Here is a 12413-nt window from a genome sequence, read left to right on the forward strand (position 1 = left end):
AGCCCCGGCGCGGCCACCCCGGGTGCGGGCGATCGCGTCGGCATGAGTCACCATGTGGGGGTGGCTGGAGAGAGCAAGGGCATGAGGGGCCGGCAGACCGTGCGGGACATGGTCCTGTCGATGCTGGCCGTCGGCGTCGTGGTCTGGGTCGGGTACCTGTTCCTGCCGCACGACGCGGACGGCGACGGCGTGCGCCCGGTCGACTACCGGGTGGCCGCCGCCACCGCCAAGCGCGCCGCGCCGTACCCGCTGCTCGTCCCGGAGGGACTGTCACCGAAGTGGCGGGCCACCTCGGTGACGTACAACGCGGCGGCGACCAACAACGGCAAGGGCAACGCCTGGCACCTGGGCTTCGTCACCCCCTCGGGCCAGTACGCGGCCGTGGAGCAGAGCGACATCGCGCGGGACGACGTGCTCAAGGCGACGGTGGCCGGCGCCGAGCCGGACGGCACCGAGGACATCGCCGGGCAGGCCTGGGAGCGGGTGCGGGGCCCGAAGGCGCGGGCGCTCATGGTGCAGACCGGCAGCGCTGTCATCGTGCTGACCGGCACCGCCTCCTACGAGGAGCTGGCGGAGCTGGCGCGGGCGTTGAAGTAGTCCGGTTCCCGCCCCCGGAGCGGAGGTCTCCGCTCCGGGGGCGGGCCGGGCAGTGGCGCGGAAGGGCCCCGCACGCGGCGCGTGCGGGGCCCTCGCGCTGTCCGGGCCCGGACGGCGGTGACTCGGCCGGTGACCCGGGCGGTGACGACTCAGACGGTGGTGACGACCTCGTCGTAGGCCAGTCGAGGCGAGCGCGGGTACCAGGCGTTCTCGCCCGGCTTGCCGATGTTCACCACGGCCAGCACCGAGTGCTCGCCGTCGGTGAAGAACTCCTTGTTGATGCCCTCGGCGTCGTAGCCGGTCATCGGGCCGGCGGCCAGGCCGGCGGCGCGCACGCCGATGATGAAGTAGCCGGCCTGCAGGGCGCCGTTCATCGCGGCCGAGGTCTCGCGGACCGGGCGCTCGGTGAAGTAGCTCTTGGCGGCCGGGAAGTGCGGGAAGACGGTCGGCAGCTCCTCGTGGAACTCGTTGTCCACGGCGAGGATCGCGGTCAGCGGGGCGGCGGCGGTCTTGGCCTTGTTGCCCTCGCCGAGGTGCTGGACCAGGCGCTCGCGGGCCTCGGCCGAGCGCACCAGGACGACCCGCAGCGGCTGCTGGTTCATCGCCGTCGGGCCGAACTTGACCAGCTCGTAGATGGCCTGGATCTGCTCGTCGGAGACCGGCTCGTCGGTGAAGGTGTTGGCCGTGCGGGCCTCGCGGAACAGCAGGTCCTGGGCGGCGGCGTCGAGAACCAGGGTGTCGGTGGTCATGTCAGTGCACCTCGGGGGAGGAAGAAGCTGGGGGGTTTGTCGCGTGACCGGCCGCAGCCGGTCAGACATCCCCAACATGGGTGAAGATTCAACTGTTCCCCGCGCCCCAGGTGACCTGCGTCACCCCTGCGGCGGAGCGTCCTCCTCGGCCGCCAGCGCGGCGTCCAGCCGGGCCCGCGCGCCGTCCAGCCAGCGCTGGCAGACCTTCGCCAGCTGCTCGCCGCGCTCCCACAGCGCCAGCGACTCCTCCAGCGAGGTGCCGCCGTTCTCCAGCTGCCGGACCACCTCCAGCAGCGCGTCCCGCGCGTGCTCGTACCCCAGCGCGTCGTCCGCGGTCGGCGCCTCCACAGGCGCGGCCGCCGTGCTCTGCTCCTCGTCTGCCATGGGAGCCAGCGTAGGGGGCCGGACCGACAGCGTGCCCCGCCCGCCGCTGCCGCGCCGCCTGCCGTTACCCGCCCCGCTACCGCCCGCCGTCCGCCGGGTCGCCGCCGTCCGCGGTGACGTCGAAGCCGCCGCCCGCCACCCGGGCGTGCAGCCCCTCGCCCGCCGCGACCTGCGCCGGATCGGTCACCACCGTGCCGTCCCGCCGCTGCAGCACCGCGTACCCGCGCTCCAGGGTGGCCGCCGGGGACAGCGCGACCACCCGGGCCAGCGTGTGCCCGAGATCGCTCTGCGCGTGCTCCAGCCGGTGGTTCAGGGTCCGCCGGGACCGCTCCAGCAGCCCGGCCACCTCCTGGCCCCGCCCGTCCAGCATCCGCTGCGGCGCGGCCAGCACCGGCCGGCTGCGCACCCCGTCCAGCCCGTGCCGCTCCCGCTCCACCCGCGCCACCACGCACCGGCGCGCCCGGTCCCGCAGCTGCCGGACCTTCGCCAGCTCCTCCCCGACGTCCGGAACCACCCGTTTGGCGGCATCGGTCGGCGTGGAGGCGCGCAGATCGGCGACGAAGTCCAGCAGCGGCTGGTCCGGCTCGTGGCCGATCGCGCTCACCACCGGCGTCCGGGCGGCCGCGACCAGCCGCACCAGGCCCTCGTCCGAGAACGGCAGCAGGTCCTCGACGCTGCCGCCGCCGCGGGCCACGACGATCACGTCCACCTCGGGATGCTCGTCCAGCTCCCGGACGGCCTCGCCCACCCGCTCCACCGCGCTGACGCCCTGCACCGGGACGTTGCGGATCTCGAAGCGGACGGCGGGCCAGCGCCGCCGGGCGTTCTCCAGGACGTCCCGCTCCGCCGCCGAGCCGCGCCCGGTGACCAGCCCGACGCACTGCGGCAGGAACGGCAGCGGCTTCTTGCGGTCCTCCGCGAACAGGCCCTCGCCGGCCAGCCGCCGCTTCAACTGCTCCAGTCGGGCCAGCAGCTCGCCCAGGCCGACCAGCCGGATCTCCGAGGCCCGCAGCGAGAGCTGGCCGCGCGCCGCGTACCACTCCGGCTTCGCGTGCAGGATCACCCGGGAGCCCTCCTGCACCGCGTCCGCGACCTGGTCGAAGACGGAGCGGAAGCACGTCACGGTCAGCGAGACGTCCGCCTGCGGGTCGCGCAGCGTCAGGAACACCACGCCCGCCCCCGGCCGCCGGCTGAGCTGGGTGATCTGTCCCTCCACCCAGATCGCGCCGAGCCGGTCGATCCAGCCGCCGATCAGCGCGGAGACCTTGCCGACCGGGAGCGGCGCTTCGGGGGAACTGGGATTGGCCATGCGTACGAGGTTAGCGACGCCCGCCGACAGCGGAACCGCTCCGGACGGCCACCACCAGCAGGCCGACCGCCAGCCAGACCAGCCCCACCACCTGCGCGGAGCCGGCCGCCTCGGCCACCACCGCGCCGATCACCAGCACGCCCAGCACCGGCACCGCCAGGTGCCTGGCCCAGTCGCGCGAGCCGTGCCGCACCACGTACCAGCCCACCACCGAGGCGTGCAGCAGGGTGAAGGCGGTGAGCGCGCCGATGTCCACCACCGAGGTCAGCCGGTCCAGCCCGTCGTCCCGGTCCGCCGCCCAGACCGCCGCCACCAGGGTGATCCCCGCCGACACCAGCAGCGCCCGGCGCGGCACCGCCGAACCCGGGTCGACCGCGCCGAGGAAGCGCGGCAGCCGCCCGTCCCGGCCCATCGCGAAGAGCAGCCGCCCGGCCGCCGCCTGCCCGGCCAGGGCCGCGAAGGCCGCGCCGACCGCCTTGCTCGCCGCGACCAGCACATGCAGCCAGTGCCCGACCGAGCCCTCCACCGTGTCGTAGAACGCCGACCCCTGCGCCGCCGGGTCCGCCGCCAGCTGCCCGGGGGAGAGCGGCTCCAGCAGCGCCGCCAGCCAGGTCTGCGCCACGAACAGCAGACCGGACACCGCCAGGCACCACAGCACCGCCCGCGCCACCGCCGCCGAGGCGCCGACCGCCTCCTCGACGAAGGTGGCGATCGCGTCGAAGCCCAGGTAGGACAGCACCGCCACGGAGACCGCGGAGAGCACGGCGGTCGCGGAGAAGCCGCCGACCGCCGTGAACGGCGTCGCCCAGCCGCGTTGGGCGCCGTCCCGCACCAGCACCACCGCGGCCGCGACCACGAACACCGTCAGCACCGCGAGCTCCGCCACCAGCACCCCGAGGCCCACCACCGCCGCCGTCCGCACCCCGGCCAGGTTCAGCGCGGTGGTCACCAGTACCGCGAGCGCCGTCCACACCCAGCGCGGGACGTCCGGCACCAGCGAGTGCAGCGCGATCCCGGAGAACAGGTACGCGACCGCGGGGATCAGCAGGTAGTCCAGCAGCGCCATCCACCCGGCCAGGAAGCCCGCCGCCTCGCCGAGCCCGGCCCGCGCGTAGGCGTACACCGAACCGGTCCGCGGCACCGCCCGCACCATCTGCGCGTACGAGACCGCGGTGAAGCCCATCGCCACGGTGGCCACCAGGTAGACCGCCGCGACCGCGCCGTGGCTCTTGGCGTCGAGCACCCCGAACACGCCGACCGGCGCCATCGGGGCGATGAACAGCAGCCCGTAGACCACCAGGTCGCGGACGCCGAGGCTGCGCCGCAGCTCGCCCCGGGGCCCGCCCTCGTCGGGCCCGTCCGGCCCGGCTCGCTCGCTCATAGCTTCCACATTTGAGCACCCGGGACCGGTTCCGGCCGGAACGTGACTCCCGTCGGCGCGGCTGCCCTCCGCCCGTACGATGGAGCCATGTCCTCCAACACCGCGCAGCGCCGTGTCCTGCTCGCCGCCCCCCGGGGCTACTGCGCGGGCGTCGACCGCGCCGTGATCGCCGTTGAGAAGGCCCTGGAGCAGTACGGGGCGCCCATCTACGTCCGCAAGCAGATCGTCCACAACAAGTACGTGGTGCAGACCCTGGAGAAGAAGGGCGCGATCTTCGTCGACGAGACGGAGGAGGTGCCCGAGGGCTCGATCGTGGTCTTCTCGGCCCACGGCGTCGCACCGTCGGTGCACGACGAGGCGCGGGCCGGCAAGCTCGCCACCGTCGACGCCACCTGCCCGCTGGTGACCAAGGTGCACAAGGAGGCCGTGCGCTTCGCCGACGAGGGCTACGACATCCTGCTGGTGGGCCACGAGGGCCACGAGGAGGTCATCGGCACCATGGGCGAGGCGCCGGACCGGATCCACCTGGTCGACGGCGCCGAGGACGTCGCCGAGGTGCAGGTCCGCGACGAGTCCAAGGTCGTCTGGCTCTCCCAGACCACCCTGTCGGTGGACGAGACCATGGCCACCGTCGGGGAGCTCAAGCGGCGCTTCCCGCTGCTGGTCAGCCCGCCCAGCGACGACATCTGCTACGCCACCCAGAACCGTCAGGTGGCCGTCAAGCAGATGGCCCCGGAGACGGACCTGCTGATCGTGGTCGGCTCCAAGAACTCCTCCAACTCCGTCCGCCTGGTCGAGGTCGGTCTGGAGTACGGCGCCAAGGCCGCCCACCTGGTGGACTTCGCCGAGGAGATCCGCGAGGAGTGGCTGACCGGCGTCACCACGGTCGGCCTGACCAGCGGCGCCTCGGTGCCGGAGATCCTGGTCGACGGCGTGCTGGAGTGGCTGGCCGCGCGCGGCTACGACGAGGTCTCCACCGTCAAGACCGCCGAGGAGCACCTGATCTTCTCGCTGCCCAAGGAACTCCGTCGCGACCTGCGCGCCGAGGCCGCGGGCAAGCTGTAACGCGCCAGGCCCGGCCCCGGCCGGAAGAGGGGAGACCCGGTACCTCCGACGGGGTGCCGGGTCCTCCGCTGTGCGGGGCCCGCCGGGCTCTCGTAGGTTTTGTGACAGCCAGGGTTCTGTGGACGGCCAGGCACAGCCGTCCACAGCCTGTGGACAACGTTCGGGCGGAGGGCGGTCGAGATGACGGCGGTATTCGGTGTGGACATCGGCGGATCGGGCATCAAGGGTGCCCCCGTCGACCTCGCCCGGGGCGTGCTCGCCCAGGAACGGCACAAGGTCCTCACCCCGCAGCCCTCCGCGCCAGAGGCGGTGGTCGCCGCCGTCCGCGAGGTGGTCCGCCACTTCGACCACCAGGGACCGGTTGGCCTGACCTTCCCCGGCGTGGTCGTCGACGGGCACACCAGGACCGCCGCCAATGTCGACAAGGGCTGGATCGGCCTGGACGCGGCCGGCCTGTTCCGGGAGGCGCTCGACCTGCCGGCGGTGGTGCTCAACGACGCCGACGCGGCCGGCCTGGCCGAGACCGCCCACGGCGCCGGCCGGGGGCAGGAGGGCGTGGTGCTGGTGCTGACCTTCGGCACCGGCATCGGCAGCGCCCTGCTCGTGGACGGCACGCTGGTGCCCAACACCGAGCTGGGCCACCTGGAGCTGCGCGGCAAGGACGCCGAGCGGCGGGCCTCCTCGGCCGCCAAGGAGCGGCACGGGCTGAGCTGGGGGCAGTGGGCCGGCCGGGTGGACGAGTACCTGGACCTGGTGGAGATGCTGTTCTCGCCGCAGCTGATCGTGATCGGCGGCGGGGTGAGCCGCAAGCACGAGAAGTTCCTGCCGCTGCTGCGCGAGCGCGGCGCCCGGGTCGTCCCGGCGGAGCTGCGCAACGACGCCGGCATCGTCGGCGCGGCCATGGCGGCCGCCCGGGCCTCGGGCTGAGCCGTCCGCCGTTCTTCCGTCCGCCGTCCCGCGCGCCGAGGGGAGGCCGTTCCGGCGGCCTTCCCTCAGCGCGCGCGGTGGATCCGGCGCTGGGCCACGAACCGGGCCAGCACGATCGCGGCGGCCAGCCCCGTGCCGGAGAACAGCCAGCCGGCCCGGGTGGCCAGGTTGGTCGCCAGCGCCACCACCTGGGCCGTCACCCCGGAGGAGGTGACCGGGCCGAACAGCAGCAGCGCGGCGGCGAAGGCGATCGGCCCACTGATCGGCGCGGCCAGCAGGTCGGCATACCGGACCCGGACCGCCAGCTGGAAGCAGACCAGCAGATAGCCGAGGCCGAACAGCGGCCCCAGCCCGCCGAAGAGCAGCCGGTCCAGGCCGGCCACCGTGATCGTCGCCGCCAGCGCGGCCACCCCGGCGCCGACGGCGGTCAGCCGGGTCGGGCGGCCGCTGCGCCGCCGCCCGTGGAGCCGCCCCGCCAGCCGGGCCCGCAGCACGGGCGGGCCGGACACGGGGCGTAGTCGGGACTCGGGGTGGCCGCCCCGCCCCGCCGTCCGTCCGGAGGTCTTGCCGCCCGACCTCCCGCCCGACTTCCCGGGGGCCTTGGCGGGGGCCTTCCCGGCGGGCCGGACGGCCGGTCCGCCCGTGGTTCCCGGGGCGCGGCCCGGCCCGGGGACGGCGGCCCCGGCCGCGCCGTTCGGCGGTCGGCGTCTGGGCCCTGGCGGCTGGGTACGGATGCTCTGCTCCACCCGCCCAACGTACGGTCCGATCATCGCCACACTGTGTAATGGGCCGTCGGGGCTTGTTCCGTGTCTTCGGACGGAGTATTGATGTGACCGACGTCCGATCACACCCGGGGGAGTGTATGACCAGCGGATTCACCTTTGAACGGCTTCACCACGTCCAGCTCGACATCCCGGCGGGGGCGGAGGACGAGTGCCGCGCCTTCTGGCACGGCGTGCTCGGTATGACGGAGCTGGCGAAGCCGCCGGTGCTGGCCGCGCGCGGCGGCTGCTGGTTCCGCGGCGGCGGGGTGGAGGTCCACCTCGGGGTGGTGCCGGAGTTCCGGCCGTCCGGCAAGGGGCACCCGGGCTTCCAGATCGGCGGCCTGGACGCCCTGGCCGAGCGGCTGGCCGCGCACGGCCACGGGGTGGTCTGGGACGACAACCTGCCCGGGCACCGCAGGTTCCACTCCAGCGACCGGCTCGGCAACCGCCTGGAGTTCCTGGAGCCCTCGCCGGCGGCGGCGGGCGCCTGACCCGCTGCCCGTAGACTGGGAGATCGGCCCGGCGAGCGGGCCGGCCCAACTCCTCCAAGCCCCCGGGACTGCGCTTCATGTCGCTCACGATCGGAATCGTCGGCCTGCCGAACGTCGGCAAGTCGACCCTGTTCAACGCCCTGACCAAGAACGACGTGCTGGCGGCCAACTACCCGTTCGCCACCATCGAGCCCAACGTCGGCGTCGTCGGCGTCCCGGACGAGCGACTGGCCAAGCTCGCCGAGATCTTCGGCTCGCAGCGCATCCTCCCCGCCACCGTCGACTTCGTCGACATCGCGGGCATCGTCCGCGGCGCCAGTGAGGGCGAGGGTCTGGGCAACAAGTTCCTCGCCAACATCCGCGAGTCGGATGCGATCTGCCAGGTCGTGCGCGCCTTCACCGACCCGGACGTGGTGCACGTGGACGGCAAGGTGTCGCCCAAGGACGACATCGAGACCATCCACACCGAGCTGATCCTGGCCGACCTCCAGACCGTCGAGAAGGTCCTGCCCCGGCTCCAGAAGGAGGCGCGCCTCAAGAAGGAGACCGCCCCCGTCCTGGCCGCCGCCGAGGCCGCCCAGGCCGTTCTGGAGACCGGCAAGACCCTCTTCGAGGCCGGTTTCGACACCGCCCCGATCCGCGAGCTGCACCTGCTGACCGCCAAGCCCTTCCTCTACGTCTTCAACGTGGACGAGGCCGAGCTGGCCGACGAGGACTTCAAGCAGGCCCAGCGCGCGCTGGTGGCCCCCGCCGAGGCGATCTTCCTCAACGCCAAGATCGAGTCCGAGCTGATCGAGCTGGAGGACGACGAGGCCCTGGAGCTGCTCCAGTCCATGGGCCAGGAGGAGCCCGGCCTCGCCACCCTCGCCCGGGTCGGCTTCAAGACCCTCGGCCTGCAGACCTACCTCACCGCCGGCCCCAAGGAGTCCCGCGCCTGGACCATCAGGAAGGGCGCCACCGCCCCGGAGGCGGCCGGTGTGATCCACACCGACTTCCAGAAGGGCTTCATCAAGGCCGAGGTCATCTCCTTCGCCGACCTGGTCGAGACCGGCTCCCTCCCCGAGGCCCGCGCCAAGGGCAAGGCCCGCATCGAGGGCAAGGAATACCTCATGCAGGACGGCGACGTGGTGGAGTTCCGCTTCAACGTGTGATCGTTTGATAACTTTGAGCTAGCTCGATCTGTCAAATGTGCAGATCGGACGGGGCCCGCCTCTCTTGAGGCGGGCCCCGGTCTCTTTTCCCGCGCTGACTTGGTGCTGACGTCTTCGGTCCGTCGTATCTGCTTGAGTGGTACGTTATGTGGTACCACTCGTGGAGGGAGTTCAGTCGATGTCGATCACTGCCAGCGAGGCGCGCAAAGCCCTCTTCCCGTTGATCAAGAAGGTCAACGACGATCACGAGGCCATCGAGATCGTCTCCAAGCACGGGAATGCCGTACTCGTCTCGGCTGAGGACTACGCAGCCCTGCGTGAAGGCTCCTATCTGCTGCGCTCACCGGCGAACGCCCGCCGCTTGCTCAAGGCGTACGAGAACGCCCTCGGCGGCACAGGGCTCTCCGAGTGGGAGCTCATCGACCCTGATGCGGCGGATGGCGAGAAGGGCGCCGCGTGAGGCTCGTCTTCGAGGAGGGCGGCTGGGAGGACTACACGTCCTGGCTCAAGAACGACCGCAAGATGCTCGCCCGGATCAACAGGCTCATCGAGGACGCGTTGCGCGACCCCTTCGCTGGCATCGGCAAGCCCGAGCCGCTGAAGTACCACTTGCCCGGGGCCTGGTCGCGGCGGATCGACGACGAGCACCGCCTCGTCTACCTGGTGACGGACCGGGAGATCATCGTTCTGGCCGCCCGCTACCACTACTGATGGCAGGGCGCGAGTTCGAGTCACCGTGCTGATTCTGTGCCGACTCGGGTTACTGGGGTGGGTACCTTCGCAGGTCACAGCAGTGTGGCGGCGATTCCGCTTCAACGTCTGACCGCCAACGGGAGGTGCCGCCCGGCCCGCTGATCCAGCGGGCCGGGCGGCACCTCCCGTTTCGTGCGGCTCGCGGCCGGCTCAATTCTCGTAGTGGTGAAGGCACGAGGAGCATATTGATCCGCTTGAGGATCTTGCGGTCCTGGGCCTGCCGCCACAGGTGGTCCTTTCAGGCCCGGGAGGCGAAGGTGACCTTCACTCCGGGTTCGCCGGCTCCCGGTCGGTTCCCCCGCCGCTCTCCAACTCCTCGATGGACGCCAGCAGGCGGCGGGCATTCGCAGGGCTGCGCAGGAGGTAGGCGGTCTCCTTGAGTGCCTGGTAGTCCTCCAGGGGGACGATGACCACCGGTTCGTGTCCGGCGCGGGTGATCACGATCTCTTCCCGGTCGTCCGTGACCGCGTTGAGCACCTCGGCGTAGCGTGCGCGGGATTCCGAGTAGGTCATCGTCTTCATGACTCGACTCCTCCGTCAGGTACAGGAAGCTGTACTCCGGCACGGATGGAGCGGCAGGGGGAGAGTCCCGCCGCAGGCCGTGTTCGGTCGTCGGCCATTGTGTCTCGATGTCCGCATCCGTAGTCGCCTCCGGGTGGTGTCGTTTCCGGTGGGGTCGATGGGGCTGGTGGTGTGCATGGGAGGCTGATTGACTGACTGTCACATTGATCGGATCGGGTGGGGGACTGATGGCGAACGTGGCGGGATCCGGGCCGAGTCGGCGGGCGGTGCTCGGGGGGATGGCCGGGGCCGGGGCCGTGGTGGTGGCGTCCGGGGCAGGGGCCTCGGCCGAGTCGGTGGGGCGGCGGAATCCGGTCGACCAGGCCGCGGTGGACGTTGTGGTGGCGCGGCTGGAGGGCGAACTGGTCGCGCTGCGGCGGGCGCTGCACGCGAACCCGCAGACCACGGGCGCGGAGACGTACGCGGCCGGGGAGGTCGCCCGGCGGCTGCGGGCGGCGGGGCTGGAGGTGACCGCTGGGGTCGGCGGGGCCACCCTGCCGGACGGGACGGTGCTGCCCGGGAACGGTGTGGTCGCGGTGCTGCGCGGCGCGCGGCCGGGTCGGACGGTGGCCTACCGGGCGGACATGGACGCGGTACCGGGCGACGGGATCATGCCGCCGAAGAAGGGCCGGCCGGCGGCGCACGCCTGCGGGCACGACATCCACACCGCGGTCGGAGTGGGTGTCGCGCTGACGCTGGCCCGGCTGCGGCACCGGTTGGGCGGCACGGTGGTCTTCTTCTTCCAGCCGGGGGAGGAGGGCCTGGTGGGTGCCCGGGCGATGATTGGGCAGGGGTGGCTGGAGCGGACCGGGGTCGAGGAGATCCACGCCCTGCACACCGGCCCCTACCCGGTCGGCGGGTTCGCCGTGACGCCGGGCAGCGGGCTGCCGGGCCAGGACTGGGTGAACATCGCGTTCGGCGGGCCGGACGCGGCCGCGGCGGCGGCCCGGCTGGTGGGCGCGATCACCGCGCTCGGCACGGTGCCCCTGCCGCAGGGTCCCGCGGATCTGGAGGCCATGGTCCGGGACGTGCAGACGCCGGACGGGCCGCTGGCCCGGTTCCTGGTGACCGGCGCGCGGGTGGCGCCGGCCCCGGACGCCGAGGGGCGGCCGGTCGTCGAGGCGAAGTTCCGGTGCTGGCCGCCGGAGCGGGACGCCGAGGTGCGGGAGGAGATCCGCCGACTGGCGCAGACGTACCCCGGGGCGGTGGTCGGCTACCCGCGGGACCCGTTCCCGGCGCTGCTCTGCCCGGCGGACGCGGCGGACGCGCTGGCCCGGCGGCTGCGGTGCGAGTTCGGCGCCGGCGCGGTCACGGTGAACCACACCGCGTTCCCGTTCAACGGGGAGGACTACGCGCTGTTCCTGGAGCGGGTGCCGGGCACGTACACGTTCCTCGGGGTGCGCGCGCCGGGGGCCGGGATCGAGACGAGCTACCCGCACTACGAGACCTTCGAGCCGGACGAGCGGGCGATCGGCGTCGGGGTGCGGGCGATGGCGGGCTGGCTGGCGGACCGCGCCCGCCGCTGAGGCGGGAGCGGGGGCGGGGGCGGCGCATGGCGGGGCCGGTGGCGGCCGGCACCGGCCCCGCCGGCCGGGGTCAGGCCACGGTGACGGTGAGCGTGCCGTCCGGGCCCGTGGTGACGGTGACGGACTCCAGGGTGGCGGCGTGCGCCTCGGGGCGGTGGCCGAGCGCGCGGGGTCCGATGCCGACGACCGGGACGCCGGCGGCGCGGGCGGCGGCGATGCCGGCCCCGGAGTCCTCGAAGGCGAGGCAGTCGCCGGGGGCGAAGCCGAGCGCCGCGGCGCCCTTGAGGAAGCCCTCGGGGTCGGGCTTGCTCGCGCCCACGGACTCGGCGGTTACCAGGACCTGCGGCAGCACGAGGCCGGCGGCCGCCATCCGGACCCGGGCGAGCGGGGCGTCGGCGGAGGTCACCAGGGCGTGCGGGTGACCGGCCGCGGCGGCGAGGAAGGCGCCGGCGCCGGGGATCGGGACGACGCCCTCGGTGTCGGCCCGCTCGGCGGCGAGCATCAGCTCGTTGTCCGCGAGGTTGAGCTCCGTCGGGCGGTCGGGCAGCAGGACGGCCATGGTGGCGTGGCCCTGGCGGCCGTGGGCCGTGCGAAGCACCTCGGCCGGGTCGAGGCCGTGCTCCCGGGCCCAGCGGCTCCAGCAGCGTTCGACCACGGCGTCCGAGTCGACCAGGGTGCCGTCCATGTCCAGCAGCAGGGCGCGGGGGGTGAAGGTCGTGGGCACGGGCGGCTCCGTCCGGGACGAGGAGGCACGC

Annotated in this window: 15 protein-coding genes; 8 read left to right on the top strand and 7 right to left on the bottom strand. The window is 73.2% G+C overall.

Features of this window, described 5'->3' with window-relative positions; all coding sequences use genetic code 11:
- The first annotated feature begins 60 nt into the window (after positions 1–60).
- Positions 61–597 carry a DUF4245 domain-containing protein gene (locus SM793_RS18515; protein WP_320439308.1) on the top strand — a complete coding sequence of 179 codons (537 nt, stop codon included), beginning with the start codon at positions 61–63 and terminating at the stop codon, positions 595–597.
- 149 nt (positions 598–746) lie between these two features.
- Here the strand turns inward: SM793_RS18515 and SM793_RS18520 are convergent, their stop codons facing one another.
- From SM793_RS18520 to SM793_RS18535, 4 genes are all read right to left on the bottom strand, one after another.
- Positions 747–1346, bottom strand: a complete 600-nt coding sequence (locus tag SM793_RS18520; RefSeq protein ID WP_320439309.1) for a malonic semialdehyde reductase — start codon at positions 1344–1346, stop codon at positions 747–749.
- Positions 1347–1466: 120 nt separating this feature from the next.
- The gene (locus SM793_RS18525) at positions 1467–1730 is read right to left on the bottom strand and encodes an exodeoxyribonuclease VII small subunit (protein ID WP_320439310.1); all 264 of its coding nucleotides are present in this window, start codon (positions 1728–1730) and stop codon (positions 1467–1469) included.
- 76 nt (positions 1731–1806) lie between these two features.
- Positions 1807–3039: an exodeoxyribonuclease VII large subunit gene (xseA, locus tag SM793_RS18530; protein WP_320439311.1), complete on the bottom strand. Its 1233-nt coding sequence runs from the start codon at positions 3037–3039 to the stop codon at positions 1807–1809.
- Between the two features lie 10 nt (positions 3040–3049).
- Entirely contained in the window at positions 3050–4420 is a 1371-nt protein-coding gene (locus SM793_RS18535; RefSeq protein ID WP_320439312.1) for an APC family permease, read from the bottom strand.
- Between the two features lie 87 nt (positions 4421–4507).
- On the opposite strand from SM793_RS18535, the gene SM793_RS18540 reads away from it, so the two are divergent.
- Together SM793_RS18540 and ppgK are read left to right on the top strand one after the other, a co-directional pair.
- Positions 4508–5485, top strand: coding sequence for a 4-hydroxy-3-methylbut-2-enyl diphosphate reductase (locus tag SM793_RS18540; protein WP_320439313.1), 978 nt, complete (start codon positions 4508–4510; stop codon positions 5483–5485).
- A 180-nt stretch (positions 5486–5665) separates the two neighbouring features.
- Complete coding sequence (ppgK, locus tag SM793_RS18545) at positions 5666–6412, top strand: polyphosphate--glucose phosphotransferase (RefSeq protein ID WP_320439314.1); 747 nt, start codon at positions 5666–5668, stop codon at positions 6410–6412.
- A 65-nt stretch (positions 6413–6477) separates the two neighbouring features.
- Here ppgK and SM793_RS18550 read toward each other — a convergent pair whose 3' ends face one another.
- Positions 6478–6921 (bottom strand): DUF6542 domain-containing protein, encoded by a 444-nt coding sequence (locus tag SM793_RS18550; protein ID WP_320439315.1) that lies wholly within the window; start codon positions 6919–6921, stop codon positions 6478–6480.
- 353 nt (positions 6922–7274) lie between these two features.
- Between SM793_RS18550 and SM793_RS18555 the strand changes: the two genes are divergently transcribed.
- From SM793_RS18555 to SM793_RS18570, 4 genes are all read left to right on the top strand, one after another.
- Positions 7275–7667 carry a glyoxalase gene (locus tag SM793_RS18555; protein WP_320439316.1) on the top strand — a complete coding sequence of 131 codons (393 nt, stop codon included), beginning with the start codon at positions 7275–7277 and terminating at the stop codon, positions 7665–7667.
- A 77-nt stretch (positions 7668–7744) separates the two neighbouring features.
- Positions 7745–8818, top strand: a complete 1074-nt coding sequence (gene ychF, locus SM793_RS18560) for a redox-regulated ATPase YchF (RefSeq protein ID WP_320439317.1) — start codon at positions 7745–7747, stop codon at positions 8816–8818.
- A gap of 178 nt (positions 8819–8996) precedes the next feature.
- A complete protein-coding gene (locus tag SM793_RS18565) occupies positions 8997–9278 on the top strand; it encodes a type II toxin-antitoxin system prevent-host-death family antitoxin (protein WP_320439318.1) in 282 nt (93 codons plus the stop codon).
- A complete protein-coding gene (locus SM793_RS18570; RefSeq protein ID WP_320439319.1) occupies positions 9275–9529 on the top strand; it encodes a Txe/YoeB family addiction module toxin in 255 nt (84 codons plus the stop codon). Before SM793_RS18565 ends, SM793_RS18570 begins: the two co-directional genes overlap by 4 nt.
- A 306-nt stretch (positions 9530–9835) precedes the next feature.
- Here SM793_RS18570 and SM793_RS18575 read toward each other — a convergent pair whose 3' ends face one another.
- Positions 9836–10093 carry a type II toxin-antitoxin system prevent-host-death family antitoxin gene (locus SM793_RS18575; protein ID WP_320439320.1) on the bottom strand — a complete coding sequence of 86 codons (258 nt, stop codon included), beginning with the start codon at positions 10091–10093 and terminating at the stop codon, positions 9836–9838.
- A gap of 227 nt (positions 10094–10320) precedes the next feature.
- Between SM793_RS18575 and SM793_RS18580 the strand changes: the two genes are divergently transcribed.
- Entirely contained in the window at positions 10321–11658 is a 1338-nt protein-coding gene (locus tag SM793_RS18580) for a M20 metallopeptidase family protein (protein WP_320439321.1), read from the top strand.
- Positions 11659–11728: 70 nt separating this feature from the next.
- Here SM793_RS18580 and SM793_RS18585 read toward each other — a convergent pair whose 3' ends face one another.
- Positions 11729–12382, bottom strand: a complete 654-nt coding sequence (locus SM793_RS18585) for an HAD-IA family hydrolase (RefSeq protein ID WP_320439322.1) — start codon at positions 12380–12382, stop codon at positions 11729–11731.
- Positions 12383–12413 lie beyond the last annotated feature (31 nt).

The sequence above is a fragment of the Kitasatospora purpeofusca genome (assembly GCF_034043715.1).
GTDB lineage: Bacteria > Actinomycetota > Actinomycetes > Streptomycetales > Streptomycetaceae > Kitasatospora > Kitasatospora purpeofusca_A.

Coding starts and splice junctions, on each gene's coding strand:
- SM793_RS18525 (WP_320439310.1), bottom strand. CDS start 1,730: ATGGCAGACGAGGAGCAGAGCACGGCGGCCGCGCCTGTGGAGGCGCCG.
- SM793_RS18580 (WP_320439321.1), top strand. CDS start 10,321: ATGGCGAACGTGGCGGGATCCGGGCCGAGTCGGCGGGCGGTGCTCGGG.
- SM793_RS18520 (WP_320439309.1), bottom strand. CDS start 1,346: ATGACCACCGACACCCTGGTTCTCGACGCCGCCGCCCAGGACCTGCTG.
- ychF (WP_320439317.1), top strand. CDS start 7,745: ATGTCGCTCACGATCGGAATCGTCGGCCTGCCGAACGTCGGCAAGTCG.
- SM793_RS18575 (WP_320439320.1), bottom strand. CDS start 10,093: ATGAAGACGATGACCTACTCGGAATCCCGCGCACGCTACGCCGAGGTG.
- ppgK (WP_320439314.1), top strand. CDS start 5,666: ATGACGGCGGTATTCGGTGTGGACATCGGCGGATCGGGCATCAAGGGT.
- xseA (WP_320439311.1), bottom strand. CDS start 3,039: ATGGCCAATCCCAGTTCCCCCGAAGCGCCGCTCCCGGTCGGCAAGGTC.
- SM793_RS18540 (WP_320439313.1), top strand. CDS start 4,508: ATGTCCTCCAACACCGCGCAGCGCCGTGTCCTGCTCGCCGCCCCCCGG.
- SM793_RS18535 (WP_320439312.1), bottom strand. CDS start 4,420: ATGAGCGAGCGAGCCGGGCCGGACGGGCCCGACGAGGGCGGGCCCCGG.
- SM793_RS18555 (WP_320439316.1), top strand. CDS start 7,275: ATGACCAGCGGATTCACCTTTGAACGGCTTCACCACGTCCAGCTCGAC.
- SM793_RS18565 (WP_320439318.1), top strand. CDS start 8,997: ATGTCGATCACTGCCAGCGAGGCGCGCAAAGCCCTCTTCCCGTTGATC.